General features: G+C 37.9%; 18 protein-coding genes and 1 pseudogene. 10 read left to right on the top strand and 9 right to left on the bottom strand.

Annotated elements, in window-relative coordinates:
• Positions 1-428: 428 nt before the first annotated feature.
• The 3 genes from AACU25_RS23830 to AACU25_RS23840 all read left to right on the top strand — a co-directional run bounded on the left by AACU25_RS23830 (position 429) and on the right by AACU25_RS23840 (position 3,732).
• Positions 429-650: a hypothetical protein gene (locus tag AACU25_RS23830; RefSeq protein ID WP_045871301.1), complete on the top strand. Its 222-nt coding sequence runs from the start codon at positions 429-431 to the stop codon at positions 648-650.
• A gap of 339 nt (positions 651-989) precedes the next feature.
• Positions 990-2,384 (top strand): hypothetical protein, encoded by a 1,395-nt coding sequence (locus tag AACU25_RS23835; RefSeq protein ID WP_096579902.1) that lies wholly within the window; start codon positions 990-992, stop codon positions 2,382-2,384.
• A 112-nt stretch (positions 2,385-2,496) separates the two neighbouring features.
• Positions 2,497-3,732: a hypothetical protein gene (locus tag AACU25_RS23840; RefSeq protein WP_096579904.1), complete on the top strand. Its 1,236-nt coding sequence runs from the start codon at positions 2,497-2,499 to the stop codon at positions 3,730-3,732.
• Between the two features lie 193 nt (positions 3,733-3,925).
• Here AACU25_RS23840 and AACU25_RS23845 read toward each other — a convergent pair whose 3' ends face one another.
• Entirely contained in the window at positions 3,926-4,759 is an 834-nt protein-coding gene (locus AACU25_RS23845) for an SDR family oxidoreductase (RefSeq protein WP_096579906.1), read from the bottom strand.
• A gap of 118 nt (positions 4,760-4,877) precedes the next feature.
• Between AACU25_RS23845 and AACU25_RS23850 the strand changes: the two genes are divergently transcribed.
• The 3 genes and pseudogenes from AACU25_RS23850 (at position 4,878) to AACU25_RS23860 (ending at position 6,661) form a co-directional block, all read left to right on the top strand.
• Positions 4,878-5,453 (top strand): NERD domain-containing protein, encoded by a 576-nt coding sequence (locus tag AACU25_RS23850; RefSeq protein WP_096579908.1) that lies wholly within the window; start codon positions 4,878-4,880, stop codon positions 5,451-5,453.
• A gap of 43 nt (positions 5,454-5,496) precedes the next feature.
• A pseudogene (locus AACU25_RS23855) lies at positions 5,497-5,706 on the top strand (WD40 domain-containing protein); the annotation flags it as partial.
• Positions 5,707-5,908: 202 nt separating this feature from the next.
• The gene (locus AACU25_RS23860; protein WP_096579910.1) at positions 5,909-6,661 is read left to right on the top strand and encodes a PAP/fibrillin family protein; all 753 of its coding nucleotides are present in this window, start codon (positions 5,909-5,911) and stop codon (positions 6,659-6,661) included.
• Positions 6,662-6,679: 18 nt separating this feature from the next.
• Here AACU25_RS23860 and AACU25_RS23865 read toward each other — a convergent pair whose 3' ends face one another.
• From AACU25_RS23865 to crcB, 3 genes are all read right to left on the bottom strand, one after another.
• Positions 6,680-8,662, bottom strand: a complete 1,983-nt coding sequence (locus tag AACU25_RS23865) for a glycosyltransferase family 39 protein (protein ID WP_096579912.1) — start codon at positions 8,660-8,662, stop codon at positions 6,680-6,682.
• A 74-nt stretch (positions 8,663-8,736) separates the two neighbouring features.
• A complete protein-coding gene (locus tag AACU25_RS23870) occupies positions 8,737-10,215 on the bottom strand; it encodes a CoA-acylating methylmalonate-semialdehyde dehydrogenase (protein ID WP_096579913.1) in 1,479 nt (492 codons plus the stop codon).
• A 207-nt stretch (positions 10,216-10,422) separates the two neighbouring features.
• The gene (gene crcB / locus AACU25_RS23875) at positions 10,423-10,821 is read right to left on the bottom strand and encodes a fluoride efflux transporter CrcB (protein WP_096579915.1); all 399 of its coding nucleotides are present in this window, start codon (positions 10,819-10,821) and stop codon (positions 10,423-10,425) included.
• A 145-nt stretch (positions 10,822-10,966) separates the two neighbouring features.
• Between crcB and AACU25_RS23880 the strand changes: the two genes are divergently transcribed.
• The 3 genes from AACU25_RS23880 to AACU25_RS23890 all read left to right on the top strand — a co-directional run bounded on the left by AACU25_RS23880 (position 10,967) and on the right by AACU25_RS23890 (position 13,149).
• On the top strand, positions 10,967-11,323 hold the full coding sequence (locus AACU25_RS23880; RefSeq protein ID WP_096579917.1) for a four-helix bundle copper-binding protein: 357 nt from the start codon (positions 10,967-10,969) through the stop codon (positions 11,321-11,323).
• A 426-nt stretch (positions 11,324-11,749) separates the two neighbouring features.
• Positions 11,750-12,619, top strand: coding sequence for a zinc metalloprotease HtpX (locus AACU25_RS23885; protein WP_096579918.1), 870 nt, complete (start codon positions 11,750-11,752; stop codon positions 12,617-12,619).
• Between the two features lie 131 nt (positions 12,620-12,750).
• The gene (locus AACU25_RS23890; RefSeq protein ID WP_096579921.1) at positions 12,751-13,149 is read left to right on the top strand and encodes a hypothetical protein; all 399 of its coding nucleotides are present in this window, start codon (positions 12,751-12,753) and stop codon (positions 13,147-13,149) included.
• Between the two features lie 469 nt (positions 13,150-13,618).
• On the opposite strand, the gene hpsJ-A is transcribed toward AACU25_RS23890, so the two are convergent.
• The 5 genes from hpsJ-A to AACU25_RS23915 form a co-directional block, all read right to left on the bottom strand.
• On the bottom strand, positions 13,619-14,299 hold the full coding sequence (gene hpsJ-A / locus AACU25_RS23895) for an HpsJ-like protein, cyanoexosortase A-associated (RefSeq protein WP_096579923.1): 681 nt from the start codon (positions 14,297-14,299) through the stop codon (positions 13,619-13,621).
• 28 nt (positions 14,300-14,327) lie between these two features.
• Positions 14,328-15,044, bottom strand: a complete 717-nt coding sequence (locus tag AACU25_RS23900) for a cyanoexosortase A system-associated protein (protein ID WP_096579925.1) — start codon at positions 15,042-15,044, stop codon at positions 14,328-14,330.
• Complete coding sequence (gene crtA / locus AACU25_RS23905) at positions 15,041-15,892, bottom strand: cyanoexosortase A (protein WP_096579927.1); 852 nt, start codon at positions 15,890-15,892, stop codon at positions 15,041-15,043. The genes AACU25_RS23900 and crtA overlap by 4 nt, the downstream gene beginning before the upstream one ends.
• Positions 15,889-16,755 (bottom strand): PFE-CTERM domain-containing protein, encoded by an 867-nt coding sequence (locus AACU25_RS23910; RefSeq protein WP_096579929.1) that lies wholly within the window; start codon positions 16,753-16,755, stop codon positions 15,889-15,891. Before AACU25_RS23910 ends, crtA begins: the two co-directional genes overlap by 4 nt.
• A 481-nt stretch (positions 16,756-17,236) precedes the next feature.
• The gene (locus AACU25_RS23915) at positions 17,237-18,247 is read right to left on the bottom strand and encodes an alpha/beta hydrolase (RefSeq protein ID WP_096579931.1); all 1,011 of its coding nucleotides are present in this window, start codon (positions 18,245-18,247) and stop codon (positions 17,237-17,239) included.
• Positions 18,248-18,659: 412 nt separating this feature from the next.
• Here AACU25_RS23915 and AACU25_RS23920 point away from each other — a divergent pair, with 412 nt between their 5' ends.
• On the top strand, positions 18,660-20,372 hold the full coding sequence (locus tag AACU25_RS23920; protein ID WP_321206671.1) for a caspase, EACC1-associated type: 1,713 nt from the start codon (positions 18,660-18,662) through the stop codon (positions 20,370-20,372).
• Positions 20,373-20,825: the final 453 nt, after the last annotated feature.

The following is a 20,825-nucleotide window of genomic DNA, read 5'->3' on the forward strand; positions in this document are numbered from 1 at the left end:
CGCTATTAGTCGATAAATCTGCTGAGGTTTCGTGTGAGTCAGTAAAACGAAGCCTATTGAGTTACTCATATTTGTAGGTTTAAGCAGATGTAGTTAATACATCAATAGGAATAGTAATTTAATTTATACTATATTTCTCCTTGTAAACACTTGCCCATAGCTAAGGTAGATTAGACATAATCTGTTACTAGGTGAGAGTCATAAGGCTAAAAATCTCATTCAGCCTATATCTAGCTGTAGTAAAAATACTACTGAGTGACAAACCACAAGGTAGAATGTCAAGGAATGTATATGTATCTTTTGAGAGTTTAGTCAATATCCTGAAATATTTATTAATATAGAATATAGATTTCACCGTTAAGAGTGAAAAATCTCTGAACGTGATTTTGTATCAATTACTCAATTCTTCACCAATGGAGTAGAAGACAATGAACGACCAGAAACCATCCGACTCTAAAGATGTTCTGGGATATCTCAAGAATGGAATTTGGCTGTTTGGCCTTTCATCTTGGTTATTTGGGATTACAGATCGCAGCATTGCTTCATTTGCAGATGGTTATTTATCTGCATTGGATTTAACGCAACTATTTACAGCAGCTACGTTCTTTGTAGCATGGCTATTTTTAAAGCCAGTTCCTAGGGGTTCATAAAATTCTCGATTTTGCATTCAAATCATTGTTTACTGCACTAGTCGTCAGCATTTTAGTGCTGGGAGTTTTAGAAGTATGTAGAAATTGCAAAGGTCGATTATGTGAGAGAGAACACTTTTCATTACCATAGAGCATCCACCCAAAATGGCAGCTTGCTATTTTACGCAAAGTTACACTTAGTTATTTATATTCACAGCAGTTAGGGTAATTCTGCAATTGCAGAATTACCTTAATTTTTAGTGATAAATTCGGTTTTTTCTGTAAATATTTTGATGAAGTAGCAGAAACTTTTGTTAGGATACATCGGTCTGCTGATTCACAATATCCAAATATCCCTCCATGAATCCTGCTGCTCAAGGTATTCCCGGATTACCTGATTTAACACATCCTCATGAGTTGGTGCAATTTGGCACCCAAGCACTTAAAGGTTCACTGTTATTTGTATTTTTAGTTATAGCTTTAGGAATTGCGATCGCACTAGTTAGTGTTTCTTTGCGGCGAAGTTCTCTAGAACAATCGGTTTTCTTTGGCGAATGGTCAATTCGCTACTCTCAACTATTAAAGGGTCTACAGCATTTAGCTTTAATCTTAGTGTTAGTAGTTGTCGGCTTTTTTCTATGTACAACCTTAAGTAATCGCTACCATCATTGGGAACAAGCGAGGGTAGCTCAAGTAGCTGAAAGCGTGGCTGGTGATAAGCTAGAGCAAACTGCGCCTCAAGTACGTTACGTTGCTGAAGAACCATACACCTACACAACTCAAGTTAAAGACAAAGTAGTTAAAGTAAATGATACGCAAAAAATAAATCGTTATTTAGCACTAGCTGGATCGCAAATTCAGGTAACGCTAAAGCAAAGCGTAGATGTTAACGGACGCAGCGTTATTTATTTGGTAGATTACACTGCTGAATACAAAGTTATTAATAAGCTTTCCAAGATTAATAGTTTCTTTTTTGAAGCACCACCCCCTGATGGTTATTCGCTACTAGATGCTTACAAAGTAGAACGAGATAGTAATCGGTTAACACCAACTAATCCTGGTGATTATGCTTTTCCTTTTCGTTTAGAACCAGGCGCAGAAACTACCTTTAAAGTTAGCTATAAAGCCCAAGGAGGGCCGCGTTGGGTTTATAACGCCACCGGACAGTTGCTTTCTAAATTTCGCCTCACCACAATTGCCAATTTTAGCCCAGTTGAGTTTGCTAGTGGTGTGATACCAAGCAATACCAAAGTTGAGGGAGATAGCACCCAATTTACTTGGGCATTTGATGAGAATGTTTCCGTTAAAAATCCTTTTGGCGTGTTTACTAACACTGCACCAGTTCGCAATACTGGCATTATTCCCCGGTTATTATTGTTAGCACCAGCCATATTTTTGTGGTGGATATTATTACTATATTTATCGCTACCCATGCATCTCAAAAATGTGGCGATCGCAGGCGGAATTTTCTTCGCTTGTCTATTGACTTTAACCTATTTAGGCAGGTTAATTAATCCCCCATTAGTTTGGACAATGATTTCCCTTATCTTCTTAAGTTTAATGTGGGGATTAGGGTCAAATCGTCGTGCTGCTTTAGCCGCTATTATTTGCACTCTAGCGGGTGCAGTTATACCCGTATTTGGATTGTTAGTACCATTTAGCGGACTTATCCTCAGCCTAGCTGCTTTACTTTCTGCAGTTTGGCTAGCAGTACAGCATTGGTATGGCTGGCAAACTTTACCACAAGAACGATAAAACTCTGCCTAGATCCCCGACTTTTTCAAAAAGTCGGGGATCTAAATATCCTAAAGTAAGCCGCATAACTTAAAATCAACTGAATCTAAGCTTCTAATTATTAAAAAATAATATGCTAGCAAGAATCCGCCGTCTACTGAATCATTTTTTTAGTAAATCCAGAACAATCAACAACGAACCTCTTAATAAAGTCAGTTTGATAGTAATTATTGTGATTGATATTTTTATATTAATCAATGTATTTACAGGACTGGATGATATTAGCAGGTGGCATCTTAGCCCTTCTCAGACTTATCCCTGTTATTCAGAATGGCAAAATTACCGGACACAAACTAGTAAAGATAAAGATTATGAAATTCTCAAACTAGCATTACCATATAACAACAATCAGCCTAGTTTTCAGCAAAGCTATCAACAAGCGGAAACTGGACATTTGGGTAAAGTTTCTACAACTTGCTTACAGTATGCTGACACCAAAGATAAAGTGCAAAATGCTGAAAATCAGCAAAATATTAAAAGCATAGACCAGAAACAAGCTAATATCAGTAGGCTCGAACAAAGCAATCGGACAATTCGCGCTCAATATGATTCAACACTTTTAGAAAAAATTGCCGGACAGCCACGTGAACAATCAATTAATCAAGTTGCTGCGGAAAAAGCTAAACAAACTTTAGAGCAGAATAACGGTCAAATTTCTACTCTCAAAAATGAAATTTCTACTTTAAAAGATGGGCTGCTATCCAAACAAGAAAGTACAAATTTTCTAACTTTTCTGAAAGAAGAGAATAAATTTAGTGAAGTAGAGAAAGGCTACAAGCAAGCATCATTTTGGTATCCTAGTATTCAACTTGGCTTCCAATCCTTATTTCTCATACCGCTGATTCTGATTGCTTTCTCTGTACACAACTTTGCTCAAAATCGCAGATATGGATTAGTTGCGCTGATTAGCTGGCATTTACTAGTCATCTTTTTTATACCACTAATCCTGAAAATCTTTGAATTTCTGCAAGTCGGTGTACTATTCCAATTCCTTTTTGATATTATTAGCGCTATCTTTGGCGGTTTACTGTTCCTCATTAGTTACGTTTATATCTTGCTAATTCCCCTGATTGGTTTTGGAATTATCAAGTTCTTTCAACAAGTTGTTTTTAATGCAAAATTACAAGCAGCTAATAGAGTCCAAAAATCACGCTGCGTTAAGTGTGCTAAAAAAATTCGCCATCAAGATAGCCACTGTCCGCATTGTGGTTATTATCAATATGTTGAATGTCAAAACTGCCACAATTTAACTTACAAGCATTTACCCTATTGTAAACATTGTGGATATTTTCAAGATTCTACTAATTAAATCCTATTGCCCCAGCCATCTCAGCCTTGAGGATATTGAAATACAGCCTCCGGGAAGATGAATCCGATTAAATTTCAGCATACAGTAGTATGGGATGTCTGTTTAAGCACCAGGATATAAAGAGGCTTGGCACAATGCCGAGCCTTTCCCTTATGGCAGATGCATAGGCAAGCCTGTCGCAGACATTGCAAGATTAAAACTGACTTGATGCATCAGCGGTTAGCTGAGAGAAAAGCTTTTCCCAGTCAATCACAGGAGGCCTTTGTCCCTGATTTGCCAACTCAAACACCTTTCCTTCAGTCGTTGGGTAAAAAATGCTTTCGACACAAGCTTTAGCCACATCAATTCGGCTAGCATCACCCGCCAGCTTATCACCTTGGCCTAAAATTACACCCAATTTACCTTGTGTTTTTGCTTGCAAAAGAGTGTTGAGGTCGTATGAGGTGTAGGGGCCATCAATTAAGCGTCCGGGACGAATGATGGTGTAAGGTAACCCAGAATTAATGATGGCTTCTTCACCTTTTTGTTTGGCATCTAGTATGCCAAAAGCATTGAGGACATTAAAAGGAAACTGATTTTTACGCAAAATACCGCAAGAAGAGGTAAAAACAAATCGCTGGAGATTACGTGGTGTGGCTGCTACTAAGTTGCTTACACCAATTGCATCAACTTTTAGCGGACTATTGTTTGCCCTAGCTTCTAGATGTTTGCGGTCAGTAAGCAGCTGCGCCCATTCCAGCAAATTAGGTTCAGGGTCAAAATCCCATCTCCCAGAAGGAAAGGCAGTAGTACCGCTACTACAAATGATATGGGTAACATTCTGCACCGCATCTGGTAGCGTCGCTGCATCGCGGATATCGCCCACAGCAATTTCCACTTGATTATTAAACATCTTTTGGGCTTTTGCTGCATTGCGTGTCAGCACACGAACTGATAAGCCTTTCTCTAATAGTTCACCTACTACTAGTTGCCCTACTCCACCTGTAGCACCAGCAACTAGCACTAAATTTTTAACAGCAGAAGTCATAATCGTCCCTAAATATAGCCTATTGCTAATCTAATCAAAAATGCGATCGCCAAGCGTCTCCCCTTGGGAGAATCGCAGCCATCACTCTGAGGGTAAGCCTGTATAAGCGTCTGGAGAAATAAGGGGAAAGGGGAAGGGGGAATGGAGTGTTGCACTAATTTTGCAATCTTTTCCAGATACATGGGTAATATTTAATAATGCTTTAATTCCTACTAATTCAGGCTCTTTAACAGAGATAGACCATTTAATTATTGGTGATCAGGGTATCTTTTTAGTAGAAGTAAAAACTTGGAAAGGTTCATTTACAGCTTACAAAGATAAATGGAAACGACGGGAAGGTAATAACTGGGTAGAGGTATCTAATAGCCCGACTTCTCAAAGTATGTACCATCAAAAAATGTTTCAGCAATGGATTACTGCTTTAATTCCTAACCTTCCTGATGCATTTGTTTTTGCTCCCGTAGTTTTCCCAATTGCTAAATGGATCGGAATAAATAATTGTTCAGTTCCTGTATTCCAAGGTATTCCCGCACTGTTACAGATGATCGTTAGTTGTCCGAACTGTTTAACAGCAACGCAAGTACAAGCAATTGCTCAAGCAGTTGCAGAATTAAAACTTGTGGAAAATACTAAACCAATCCCACAACCGATTCCCAAGCCTAAACTTGTGAAACGCCAAAATCCTACAAGTTGAATTGTAAACGGGAGTGCGATCGCTCTAATTTCAACCCAAAACCCACCTTTTAGCTTCTGCATCAGAAGATGGTTGTGTATGTCTTTCCCATAGAGGAAAGCGGCTAACTCAAGTTCTTGATGGTGCAGCTAACGGATTCTCTTGTCTATCTTGGCATCCACAAGGACATTTATTAGCAGCTGGCGGTAACAATGGTGAATTAATTATCTGGTCAAAAGGTCAGCGTGGCCAAGGATTTGGAAAAAAGAAGTAAAAGTCATTTATCTCTCTTGTCCTCCCAGTCCCCAGTCCCCAATCCCCAGTCCCCAGTCCCCAATCCCCAATCCCCAATCCCCAGTCCCTAATCCCCAATCCCCAGTCCCCATTCCCCATTCCCCAGTCCCCGAAATTGTTTATACTGTCCATTAAAACAGCCTAAAAACCTGAAATTTTTACTCATCAGGAATTTCAAAGCTATGGCAGTGAATACAAAAACCTCACAAGCAGCTAAAACAGCTTTGCGTCAGGCGCTTGCGGCTTCAGGGGGAAATACGAAGGATAAAGAAGTAATAGCAGCGATTGAAAATCTTCAATCGTTGAATCCAATAACAGCACCAGCTCGTAGTGATACCCTACTGGATAGTAATTGGTTGTTGATTAGTGCGCCCAATTTTCCAGGGGGAGAACAGCTTGCAGATGGAAGCTTTTGTTACACCCTTGGTCGTCTTGCTTTTAATATGTTTCAACCCACTGGATTAAAAGTTACTCTCCAGAGAGTTTCACAGCCTGTATTTTTGTTGGGTAATGGAGAACAGCACAGCCACGATATTGTTGTGGAGTTTACAACTATTGATGAATCTGTTCCTAAATTAAGTGGGATTGTTCGCAATCAAGGCGTTTGCCAAGTTGTTAGCGATACAACACTGCAAGTAGAATTTACTGGAGGAATATTACAGCCACAAGATAACCAGAACCTAGAAGAATGGAAAGCTGTATTTGGTAATCAACAACCTTCTGCGAGAAGAAGTTTTAAAGACATTTTGATGTCTGGTTTTTTGAACCTCATGTTTGGTTTAGTTCCTCCCCAAGGAATGGATGCTGATACCGGAGAAATTTCTTTTACTATGCGTCGTTCTCCGAAAGGGCGTTTAGAAATTCTCTATGTTGATGAGGAACTGAGAATTACTCGAGGGGAACGTGAAGCTATTTTAGTCAGTGAAAGACAGTGAAAAAGGGCTTGGTCAAATTTATTTAGCCGTAATATGAGATATATCTATTAATTCACCTTCCTTTGCAGGAGGTGTTGACTTCCATAATGTATTTGCAGCATCAATACTACTTAAATCACATTTAAGATTTAAGCAGAGAATGTAGTCAAAATTATCTGCGGTTGCTTTTAAAGCAGATGGTTTAACCGACGTAAACTTTACTTGAGGATTGAATAAAAAATAGTGGTATACCCAAGTGTTAGGGTCTGTAACCATAGCAATTTTAGATCCAGGATGCACAAGATGGGAAAATTGCGTTAATCTTGAGTCGCCAAAGTACTGTTCTGCATAGTAAAGTCGATTATTACCAAAATTTGTTTTAGCCCAAATACTTTCATTTTTCACATAATGATTTATGTCATCAAAAGACTTGAATTCCAGAGGGAGTAAAGGTTTCGTATTATTAAAAATACAGGTAACTAATAATATTAATATTGAAGTATATCTCAGGAAAATAATACATATTTTTTTGTGAAAAAATGTATTCAAAAAATAAGTAACACAGAGGCTGGAGGAAGCAAAGAAAAGCGAGAAAAAACGATTATTCCACGGCATCCAGACAATCTGATAACAGATGATCAAGAAGCATCCCAGCAAAGTCAAACTCGCTGCTTTTAAACCCTGATTACCTTTGATAGCCGTCCAAATTACAGCAGGGGTTACTATCAAGAATCCCCAAGGGCCAAACCAAGATAAATCTTCGTCTAAATGCCATTCTATATTAAACGAGATTGATTGAACAATCCCATTAAATGAAATTGGTTGAATTATGCCAGCATTGCCAAAAAAAGGATTGAATAATATTTCATATATTTTATATAATTCATGACTTATCCTCAGATTTAAGAGACGTTGAGACCAAAAATCAGTTAGTTGTGATAAGTCTAGACTTTGAAAAAAATATCGTACTAAGTTTGCTAAACAACCTTTAATTCCATCTGATTGTTGATAAAACATCACAAAATCGACTGGGCCAGCCCAATTACCCCAGATAAAATAATTATGGATAAACAGCCAGATTTGTGACAAAATAATTGCTGGTACTAATAATATAGGAAGATAAATAAAGTTTTTAAAGATTAATTGTATGAATGTTAGTAATTCATATTTTTTGATGAAAAGAATACCAAATAAAAGAGTAAAGGGAATTAAGAACGCCGCAAATGTCGTCTTTATAGAAATCCCAAACAGTAAACTAAGAGTGAGAAAATACAAATCTCGTAACTTGAGATTATCTAAGATACGGTGGATAGTTAAAAAACCAAAAATCGCTACTGCTACTGTAAATATGTCATTTTTTGTTGATGTTGCTTGTAAAACAAACTCTGGTAAGCTAACAATTACTAGGGTTGTAGTTAAGGCAATGTTAGTAGATGTATATCTGCGTGATAAAGCATAAGTACCTAATGCAACTGCAATATAAGCAAGAAAACTAAATATAGCAATACCATAATCAGTATAAAATCTTAAAAAAGCATGGTGTAGGATATCTGCACCTACTGGAAACATTGCTTGTCTAACTATCTCAACATTCCCTAGCAATAAAGTTTTTTCTTGTTGAAATACAAGAACTCTAGCCAAGTTATAAGTCATGCTATCGAAGTTTGCGGGAGGTAGTAAGGTAGCTTGTAAAGCTAAGTAAAGCCATGCAACAAATAGCAATCCTAAAATGATTTTTTCTTGAATCAAGAATGGTTTGATATTTTTAACTAGAGTAAATAAAGCTTGCCGCTTTTTGACAGCAGTAAAAATAATCCATGTTATTATTAGCCCTTCAATAGCAAATGAAAAATTAGGTCTACCAATTAAAAATGCAGCTTGAAAAATGCAAGAAATAATGATAAATCCTATCACTATTCCAGAGGCAACAATTTCTGAAAATCTCAGTTTGGGGCTATAGATTAGGAGAATTCCTCCTAAACAAAATAGGAGAATTTCAACTACTGTGATGATAGATATCATTCACATAATACCTGGGAATAAATGTTGATAAAAGGAGAATAACACCAATATCAGCCTTATCGAAGCTGTTTTCGTTAAAATTGACGTGACCAATCCTTGGGCCAACGTTCGACTACGACTTTTGTTTGGGTGAAAAATTCGACGGCGTGATTGCTTTGACCATGTAAATCGCCAAAAAAGCTTTCTTTCCAACCGCTAAAGGGGAAAAAGGCCATTGGTGCAGCCACACCAATATTAATGCCAATATTACCAACCTCGGCTTCGTAGCGAAACTTACGGGCGGCTGCACCACTGCTGGTAAATAAACAAGCCATATTCCCATATTGACCGCTATTGACAAAGGCGATCGCATCATCAATAGTATTGACATGAATTAAGCTCAATACTGGGCCAAAAATCTCGGTACGGGCGATTTCTCCTGCAGGGTTGACGTTTTGCAGAATTGTCGGGCGAATAAAGTTACCTTGTTCGTAACCAGAAATCTGTGGCTTGCGTCCATCAACTAAGAGATTTGCACCTTCTTCTACTCCCTGTTGAATTAATTGTTCTACGCGGGTTTTACTGCGAAGATCAATTACAGGCCCCATCTCTACACCTTGGTCTAAACCGTTACCGACTACACGCTTTTTGGCAGTTTCGGCTATAGCTTCTGTAAATGAGTCACGCGCATCTGCAACTGTGACAGCAATGGAAGCAGCTAAACAACGTTGTCCCGCACAGCCAAAAGCACTATCCGCAGCAATGCGTGTAGTCATTTCGATGTCTGCGTCTGGTAAAACAATCAAGGGATTTTTCGCCCCACCTTGACATTGCACCCGTTTCCCATTGGCGGCGGCGCGACTATATATATATTTAGCAACTGGTGTGGAACCAACAAAACTAATTGCCCGAATTTGGGGATGATCTAAAATAGCATCGACAGTATCCTTGGCACCGTTGACGAGATTGAGTACACCTTTGGGTAAACCCGTTTTTTCTACCAATCCAAAGATTTTTTGCATTGTTAGCGGTACTTTTTCCGAAGGCTTAACAATGTAAGTATTGCCAGTTGCGATCGCATAAGGTAAAAACCAAAAGGGAATCATCCCCGGAAAATTGAACGGACAAATCACCGCCGCCACTCCCAAGGGTTGACGAATCATCATCTCATCAATTCCTCTGGCAATATCTTCTAAATTCGTTCCCTGCATCATCATCGGAATCCCACAGGCGACTTCGACATTTTCTATTGCCCGTCGCATTTCCCCTTGGGATTCTGCCAAAGTCTTACCGCATTCTACGGTAATTGTGCGCGCCAAATCCTCAAAATTTTCTTCCAGCAGATTTTTGAGTTTAAATAAATACTGCACTCTTTCCGGTGCGGGTGTGCGTCGCCATGTAATAAAAGCTGCGGCGGCGGCGGCAACTGCTTGATTGACTTCAGATGCAGGTGATACAGGCACTAAAGCTATTATTTCTGCAGTTGCTGGGTTGATGACATCTAAATAATCTGTAGTCTTAGATGCACACCATTGTCCGTTGATGTAGTTAGGTAAGGTGGGGGTTGTAGTCACGTCGCTGCGCTCCGAATTCAAAATTCAAAATTCAAAATTCAAAATTAAAGAACTCCTCAGGATTGGAGATTGGGATAAATTACTTCTGACTTTTGACACTTGACACTTGACTCTTAAATCAGAAGATAGGTGTACCAGTTGCGTAAGTCCTGCATTATTTGATTTGGTATAAGTTAATAATTTCATAAATCATTAATGATGAATATACTATGGCAATAATCTGGCAAAAATTACACCTAACTGAATACAGATAATTCCTAATATGGCACTACCTGCCCAATAGCCAGTTGCAATTAATAAATTACCACTACGGATTAAGCCGATAGTATCTAAGCCATAAGTAGAAAAAGTTGTATATGCCCCTAAAAATCCGGTGGCTACCATTAACTTGATTTCTGGAGAAATAATTTCCACTTTCTCTAGAGTTAAGGTGGCGAAAAAGCCCATAGCTAAACAACCACTCAAATTAATAAAAAAAGTGCCATAGGGAAAACTGATGCCAAAGCGATTAGCAAACCATAATGTTAGATAATATCGGCTTAAAGCACCTGCGATCGCGCCTAAACTAATAGCGATGGGATTACGTAAATTAGGGTCTTGTAACATATTACAAAACTCAGCATTGAAATTGGTAAATATAGTTATTTATACACCAAAAGAAAGAATTAACTTCATACCATTAGTAGAAGTATTGAGTTGGGTAATTTTTTAAGTTATAGCAAAAGCAGAAGAAAGAATTAAGCGTAAAAGCATGACAACTACTACAAATTACCAATCTCTGATTGATATTTGCATTCAAAATTGTCTTGATTGTGTACGCGATTGCGAAAACTGTGCTGATGCTTGTTTACATAGCGAGATGGTACAGATGATGGCTGAATGTATCAGGCTGTGCCAAGACTGCGCTGATATTTGTACAGTCTGCACTCGCTTGATGGCACGCAATTCGCCTTTGTATCCTCATCTGTGTAATTTATGTGCGGAAGCTTGCGATCGCTGTGGTAGAGAATGTGATAAACATCACCATGACCATTGCCGACGCTGTGCTGCATCTTGTCACCGTTGTGCTGATTCTTGCCGTCAATTAGCTAGTGCGAGTAAAATTTGAAAATTTCCTAATGAGGTTCTCAGCCTTCAAATTAAGGGCTAAGGGACTGACAAATAAAAAAATATCCCAGTATTTATTGTGGGGTAGACATCTTGTCCGCCCAGTTGATGTGGCGGGCATCTTGTCCGCCCCACAAGATGGAATAATTTATTTCTTAGACATCCCTAAAGTCCTGACTAAGTATTTATTGAGTATGACAATACTTAATTCTTAATAAAGAAGTAATTTATAATACAGTTCATTTTTCCCAAGAATTCTATAAAGCGAAGTTAATAGTATTTTTGCAACTTGAGTGGGAAAACCGTACTGAATTGGAGCGTAATTTCTACCTGTTAAATAACTGTTGAGGTGGTTAGAATCATAGTACGGCTTGAGTAATGCTGTTGTTTAAAAAATCAATTACAGCATTAGTAGGAGAGCAAAAATATGGGAAATCAATTCAAAACTTTAGTATTGCTAGCTACTCTTAGTGGCTTATTAATTGCAATTAGTTACTGGATAATTGGCGGCAGTACTGGGTTAATTATAGGTATTGGTTTAGCAGCAGTCACAAACCTATTTTCCTGGTATCAATCAGATAAAATTGCGTTGGCTGTATATCGCGCCCAACCTGTAAGTGAAGCAGAAGCACCGAAGCTTTATCGCATGGTGCAAAAGTTATCTCAGCGGGCAAATATCCCCATGCCAGGAGTTTATATTGTCCCTAGCCAAACTGCTAATGCTTTCGCTACAGGACGCGATCCAGAACACGCGGCTGTTGCTGTTACAGAAGGAATTTTGCAGATATTACCAGAGGATGAACTCGAAGGCGTAATTGCCCACGAACTCACCCACATTATTAATCGTGACACCCTAACACAAGCTGTTGCAGCCACCATCGCTGGTGCAATTTCATTCTTGGCGCAAATGGTAAGTTATAGCTTATGGTTTGGCGGTGGTTCACGTGACGATGATAGAGGTGGAAATCCTTTAGGTGTTTTATTAACAGTATTACTTGCACCTTTAGCTGCCACAATTATTCAGTTAGGTATCTCCCGTACCAGAGAATTTTCTGCTGATGCTGGGGCTGGGAAACTAACAGGTAATCCTCGTGCTTTAGCTAGGGCATTGCAACGTTTAGAAGCTACAGCTAGACAGTTACCTTTGGATGCTAATCCAGCTTTTGAACCATTATTAATTATCAATCCAATTTCTGGAAAGTTTCTTGGTAACTTGTTCTCTAGTCATCCATCTACTGAGGATCGTGTTGAGCAATTGCTGAAATTAGAGCAACAATTGACAACTACAACTTATTAAGTTGAAGTCAAAAGTCACAGAGACGCGACTAATCGCGTCTGTACTCAAAAGTCAAATTATTAGCGGCTAATTAGTACAGGGTGCAATTCTTAATTGGATAAGAAAATTTGCAATTTAAGGATGTTTTAGCTATGACTGACAATAACTTTGAATCAACAGTAGTAGTAGAAATTAGTCCTCAAACTCACGAATTAGTAGAAACTGAAATGGCTGGCGAAACTGATGAAGTCAAGCGCGAAACTAAAGCGTTAATTGAAGCACTCAAAAGACGCGCCCAAACTGAAGCCGAATCAGCAGGTACTCTTACCCGCGAAACCTATTTAAATGCTGTACGCCAAGCGCGGGAAGCTTTAGAAGGGGAAAAACTCATAGAACGCGATCGCATTGAACGTTCTTGGGCGGTAATGCAGGATGAAGCTGAAAAAAATTGGCACCTGCTAATTAAAGAGATTACAGGATTTGGCGATCGCGTGCAAAGTGCCGCTAAAGCTGCTTGGGAAGCTTTCAACGCCCCTCGCCCTCAAAGTTAATTAGATAACTCTGAGGAGAATTACTACCTCAAATTGAAGAAAAGCAGATTCACTAATAGCAATTAAAATAGAATAAATGGGTAAGGGCACAACATTGTTGTGCCCTTACAAATAGTTTATATAGCAATACAGTTCAGTTAAGCTCATTAGGGATCAATACTTGTCGGTTAAGGGGAAAAGGGGAAGGGGAAAAGGGGCAAGAAAAAACCTTTAACCCTTACCCTTTTACCATTTCCCCAAACCAAATTAAGAGTTGAAAATCTTTAACCGAGCAGTATTGCATTAGGGATTGATTTGTCACTTATTAAAGAAACCAGAAGAATTGGGGGATTCTCCCCCAAACCCCCGATTGGGTGACGGTTGCGTCCCCCAAACCCCCTCCAAAATGATTGTTCTGTTTTTTTGTTGAGTAACTAGTTTTTTGGTTTTGTTATCAATTAATTTTCTTAACTGAACTGTTGTGAATGACTCAGCGTGCCCAGTAGGTAGCGTGCCACATCCAGACAAATGCAAAGGCGCAAATTAAGGCACCTAAATTCCATTTGACAGAATTTCTGATCAGATCATCATACGTATTATTCTTGGCTACTTTAGCTTGATTAGTGATTTTTGTTTCTAATTGTCCCATTTGTAAAAGTAATTCATTCTTCAATTTTTGGGTTTCCTGTAACTCAGGTGTATTCTTTGGGGAATTTAAAGATTTAAAAACTTTATTCATATCTTCAGTAGTTTTCGCTTGATTTAATAGTGACTTTGCTTGTCGGATTTGAAGAATTTGTTGCGAAGACTGATTGTTAATTTGGATAAGGTTTTGATTATTAAGTCGCAATGTATTATGAATACCTAAAGGTAATAATAATATAAATCCAATCCCAGCTAATAAAGCAGCCCAGGATAATATTTTTAATAGATAAATTTCTCTTTTATCACGATAAATTCTTTCTCCGAAAAATACCAATATTAAAGCTATTAAAGGTAAAGGTGCGTGTTCTACTAGCGCTCCCAGCATTTGAAATTCCCAGACAGCATTGGTAAAATGCCAAGGTAAAAAAATATTAACAACATCTATTGCTGCCAATAATAATAAAATATATCCGACAACACGTAAATTAAAAATAGAATTCCAGTATTCATCTTCAAATTGATTCATAAGTAATAATTCCTGTTTATTTAAAAGATTAAGGTTTAGGAAAGTGATAACTCCACCATGAATAAGAATTCAACCAAGCTTTTTCTAAACGCTGATAAGCGCTGTGAGAGTTAAAGCCATTAATTGGTGTAGATAAATGCGCCCATAAACAACGCCTATCGAAAAAGCTTTCTTTACCTAATAACCAAGAGAAAAAACGATGAAAACTCAGATTATACAGATGGCGATTTCTCATAAATTCCTCTGAATTCACTGTACTTTCACCTTGGGGATTAATACAGCTACTTAAATATGCTTTATTTTTATAAGTAAATAAACCATAATAGCCTATTCCAGGTTGATGACTTACAGTCTGAAATAGCTTGCTTATAGGTAATTTTATATCTGTATTCTTGTAGATCATTCCTTCAACATTTCCTAAGGTTCCCACAACATAACGCATCTCTATATCTATAGGAATGCTGTCATAGTAATATCGATACCGTCTCCCAGAAATTACAGCATCATATTGCTTTGGTTGCTGTACAACTATATCAGTCAAAGCTTGGCTTTTCCAGATTGTATTTTTGTCCAAGACTACAGTTTCTGGGAACACAAACGGTTGAATTTTCTGGATAGTTGTATTTGGTGCAAAAATTAGTTTAGCTATAGTCAAGAAAACACTCACAGAAGTTACAACTAGCAATCCTAGTCGTGGTTCGATTTGGAATTTGATTTTTGGCTTTGATTTAGTTAATCCTGTCATGCTGATTTATATTGTTGTAATATCCAATAACATACATACACAAAAGCCAAAATTGAAAATGTAGAAAATATCTGACTTCCTGCACCTTCATGCCAATATTCAAATCCTTGATGATTTGAAGCAGCTACCAAAAGTGTCATCAATACTAACCGAAATATATTAATTACAAATCCTAAAAATATAGCCACAATTGGCAACATAATTTTGTGAAATATTTTTATAGGGAACACTAATATAAATAGCAATGATAGTTGCAGCAATATTAAAATTGCATTTAAACCCGAACAAGCAGGATATATTTCAATACCACCTGTGGGGAGAATGACATTGACACCTTGTCGAGAAACTGTAAATCCTAAGTACCACAGCACAAAGGTAGAAAATTTTGCAGCTAAGATGCTGACATTAAAATTACTGTTAATGAAACCCAATATTAAACTTTCAGATAATAGCAGCAGTAAAATTGTAAATTCTTGAATATATTGCTTTAATCCCCGGATACCGGAAGCTATTAAAGCTAAACCCAAAAATGATATTAAAGCTGATATTTTTACAAAAATTGAATCAAACCAAAGCAAACTGAGGCTTTTGACTAGAAGAACAAAAATTAATAATAATCCTAAAAAAGTAGATATAATATCACTTTCTAAACTTAGATGATCTCGCTTTTTCCAGATTAAATATAATATCGATGCCCAAAATAAACACCGAATAGTTACAGCATCTAAACTAGCGATAAATTTCCCAGCTAAATCTAATTGAATAATAATTAAACCAACAGCGATCGCACACAACCAAAAATTAGGTTTTTGTAACTTCTCAATAATATTAAAGCCAGATATCTTCATGACTTTTTATTTTTCAACCAATTATGAAGCGCACCCCCAGCAATTACTGCTAAAATACCTGGAGTTGCTGAAAAATTGTAAGGAACTCCAGCAGTGTTATTGTCAAGACTGATAGATTGCAAGTCAATATCTGCGCGTGCTGAAGTGGTATCATCTCCTAAAAATATAAAGTTAGAAGTTCGATAAACATCACTACCAAATCCACTAGCTGTAGTGTAATCGCGTAGCACACCACTTAAAAGAGTTGTAGTGTTATTAGTTAGCGTATAGTTGCTACCCACAATGTTCAAAGTATAAGTATTTAGGCTAGATAGCAAACTGGAAACATTAGTTACTTGTTCACCAATAGAGTTAAAAGAAGAACTAGCCTGAGAAAAAATATCACTATTCCTAAAACCTATTTCTATTCCTTGCTTGTCACTACTGATAGCGATAACGCTAAAGCCAGCACGATAAGCGCCATTAGTTCCATCATTAACTTGGGAGTTAATTTTGACTGTAAAAGTGAGACTATAACCAGCATTCCTATCTAGTGAGGGAAATAATGAATTGACTAGAGTAGTAGGAGTGATTACAGAAGGAGAAGCTGAGGTGGTTAAATTATAGTTACTATAACCACCATATATACCATTATTGTTACTCGCACTAGTATTCAAATTGGTGACACCGTTGCTGAAACTCTGTGTACCACCATTTGGAGAACCAAAAGTTAGCGCAGGTGCATTGTTGAGTTCTGGTGAATTATATAAATTAGGTGTAACACCTGATGTTTCATTATAAAGAGTGATGACTCCCGCTATGCTGCGGTTAGCTGTCAGCAGTATGATAAATCCTACGCTGAGAGCAATTATTTTGTTTCTCATTTAATTTATATATTTCATATTAGTAATTACAGTTATTTTCAAACACCTTAAATATTGATGATTTTCATAAAATAGCAGTTTTGCACGTTAAGCCTGTTGCCTAACTCAATGCAAATCACCGTAATTATTGCCTGAAACCTCAGAATTATTAGCATCTCCTGGATTTAATGTGTAATTTATCACGCAACATTATATCCGAGGATTCCAGAAAAGCTTGGGTAGAACAAGGTAAAGAATGTAAATTTTATCTCAATACTGTTACTTAGTATTACTATAAATTGAGATAAAAATTAGCATAGGGAAGACTAGACACACAGCAATACTGCTTGGTTAAGGATTTTAAACTCTTAATGTGGTTTGGGGAAAAGGTGAAAGGGTAAGGGTTAAAGGTTTTTTCTTACCCCTTTTACCTTTAACCGACAAGTATTGAGACACAAAGGTATTAGTGTGCGATCGCATCAAGGCGAAGGTAAAATTTGTATTAGCGTGGTTTAATGCACTTAAGGCGATCGCAACCTAAATGTTGAGTCATCATTGCAGATAGTTGTTGAGAAGCCAAACCATCGATATTTAATTCTCGCTTAATTTGCTCATAGCTTTCTCCCTGCACTATCCTATTTGCCATTTGCTGAAACTGTGTCCAAGTTAAATCACTTTCTACAAATGCTTTAGCGAGAGTAATTACCAACTCTTCATAATCATTATCTTCAAGTTTTGTCATCATCCGGTGTTCAATGTGTAGCGAATCATCAAAACAGTAATACCAAGACTTTGGTTGCTGCTGGAGAACCGTTGTGAAAAAATCTTGCTGCTTATCACGACTAACAGCGCGATCGCCTTCGCTACAAACCATTAATATAGGAGCAGCAACAGAATTTTCAGCCCGTTTTAACAACGTTTCTCCTAAGTCTAGAAATATGCGTAATGCGGGAAGCCGAAAACCTTTATAGCCAAAATTACCAGATGCGTCTTTGTTGAACCATTCAAAGTAAATCGGCAAAATTTTAATTAACCAATCGAATATTAACTGATGACTACCTAAATAAGGTGTGAACAATAAAGCGCGATCAATCAACTGCGGATACTCTAAAGCTAACCAAGCTGCTAAAGTTCCACCTGTTGATAATCCACCTACTACGACTTCTTTACCTAAAGTTTTGGCAATTTCTAACCAATCCAGCACAAATTGTTGATAAGTCTGAATGTTTGTAGGAAGTGGTGGCGGATTTTTGCGGTTCCATGCACCTGAGAGTCCATGACCAGGTTGTAAAGGAACTAAAACGTTGTATCCTTGATGGAAAAACGCTTTACCAATTGGCTCAAATTGGTAAGGCCCGGCTGTAAACCCATGCAAGAATAGACATACTTTGTCAGTGGAGTGAGGATGAACAAAGAATTTAGAACGACAAGCTTCGTTTTTGAGTCCAATTATAGACTCTGATTGATAAATTTCCTCAAGGATATCTGCTGTCTTCTGAATATTAATTGTCACGCCGCTTTGCTCCAAATTCAAAATTAATAATTTCCTTAAATAAATTCAAGTGACTCAATATTGTTGAGTCATTTTTTCACTAATCTTATTTTTGAATGTATTGTTGTAGAATTTACCTCAACAATATAAGCAGCCACATCCAACTAACGTAGTAATTTATAGCGACTATGTTTAAAATTAAGCGATCGCAAAAGGGCTAATCAATAGACCTCTTGCACAAATGTAAAATTTGCCCTCATCCCCCAACCCCTGCTCCCAATTTTGGGAGAAGTGAAGTAAATTTCAAAGTCCCTCTCCCAAGCGTGGGAGAGGGATTTAGGGTGAGGGCTTTGGATTCATGCAAGAGATGTATACTGTATAAAATATAAAATTAGAGAAAATTTGCGTATTTTAACGGAACTAAGCAAGCAAAATGGCGAAATATGCATTGCTGATTGGAGCTAGTGAGTATGAGTCTCAAAAAATAAATAACTTATCTGGTGTAGTTAAAGATATTGAAGCAATGCAGCGTGTTTTGCAGCATTCAGAAATAGGCGGATTTGATGAAGTCAAATTTTTGTCTAATCCTGATTCCGATACCATGCGCTCAGAAATTGAGCAGTTGTTTATGGAAAAATGCCAGAAAGATGACGTAGTACTGCTTTATTTTTCTGGACATGGTTATAGACATGAAGACGGAAGTTTATTTTTTGTCAGCCGCAACACTCAAGTTAATCCTCAAGGTTTCCCCAGAATTGGTACAGCCGTAGATGCTAAATTCATCCATCAAAATTACATGAGTCGCAGCAAGTCTAAGCGACAAGTTTTAATTCTTGACTGCTGCTTTAGTGGTGCTTTTGCAGAGGGGATGAGTGCCAAAGATATTGCTAATCTTAATATTAAAAATGAAATTGGTGAGCAATTAGGTGGTGAAGGTAGAGCTGTGCTAACTTCATCAACAGCTACACAAAAATCTTTTGAAGATTCCGGCGGCGGAGTTTACACCCGCTATTTGGTTGAGGGAATTGAAAAAGGAGCCGCTGATAGTGACAATGATGGTGTGATTACCGTAGCTGAACTGCATGAATATGCCAAGCGCAAGGTGCAGGAAGCAAAACCAGCGATGAAGCCAGAAATCTTTGCAGTTAAAGAAGGTTATACAATTCGCCTAGCTAAAGCGCCAGTAGGTGATCCGCATTTAGAGTATCGTAAAGAAGTTGAGCAACGTATCAGAAATGGTCGCGTTTCGGTTCCAGGGCGTAGGGTTTTGATTCGTAGACAAACGGAGTTAGGGTTACAGCAGGAAATAGCAGCAGCGATAGAAGCAGAAGTTCTCAAACCATTCCATGAGTTGCAGGAAAGTTTGCAGGAATACGAACAAACCCTGACTGAAGCATTAGAAGAAGAACCAAATCTCAGTGATGGAACTCTTGATGATTTGCAGCGATTACAGCAAATTCTCAAACTTCGAGATGAGGATATTGCAGGTATACATCATCGCTTGATTCCCCAAGAAGAAAACAATGATTCTAGTTCTACAAATAAAAGGGTAGACTATACCAGAATAGACGATGACCTCAGTTCAGAGAGAGGCTTAGACTATACCAGACTACAGGAGTTACTAGCATACGAGAACTGGAAACAAGCTGATGAAGAAACATATCTATTAATGATTCAGGCTCTAGATTTGGAAAATGGTAACGACTTTTCTGTTGAACAATTAAAGATATTCCCTTGTAAAGACCTCCTCACGATTGACCGCTTATGGGTAAAATATAGCAATGGACGCTTTGGCTTCAGCGTTCAAAAGGAAATTTACTTGAGCCTTGGCGGTAAGCTAGACGAAAACGGACAGTATGACGAGTATGACGAAAAAGCCATTAATAAATTTGGCGCTCGCGTAAGATGGAAAGAAGTGGAAAAAAATGAGTGGAAATTATGGAAACAACTTTTTTTCACTAATAGTACCTCTCCGCCAAAAGGACACCTCCCAGCACGGGTATACACGCCAAATAATGAATTTCCTATGCAACTAATATATTCTAAGTATGAGAATACGGGATACGAACATCGTTTCTTGGGTAGCTTCTGTACTCTCTCTTCTCTGGCATCGAGACTTGTAAACTGTAACAGTGTTATGCCGTAGGCTAACGCACCTTGAATTGTTGATGGTGCGTCGGTGCGTTGCGCTGCGCGACAACACACCCTACATTTAAATTTTTTAACAATTTAGTCATCAAGGTTACAACATTAAGAACAAAACCTTGACCATTAAGAACAAAACCTTGACCATTAAGAACAAAACCTCGACCATTAAGAACAAAACCTTGACCATTAAGAACAAAACCTCGACCATTAAGAACAAAACCTTGACCATTAAGAACAAAACCTTGACTCTTAAGAACAAAACCTTGACTCTTAAGAACAAAACCTTGACCATTAAGAACAAAACCTTGACCATTAAGAATTAAAATTCAAGCGATCGCTCTTAATTCTCCAAAATAATGTGCAACCCGCATTTCTCACAAGCAGGGGCGGGTTCACAGATATGATCCAATGATGCATAACTATCTCGCTTAAACCGCCGCTACGACATCTG

Source organism: Tolypothrix tenuis PCC 7101 (assembly GCF_963874875.1).
Taxonomy (GTDB): Bacteria; Cyanobacteriota; Cyanobacteriia; order Cyanobacteriales; family Nostocaceae; genus Aulosira; species Aulosira tenue.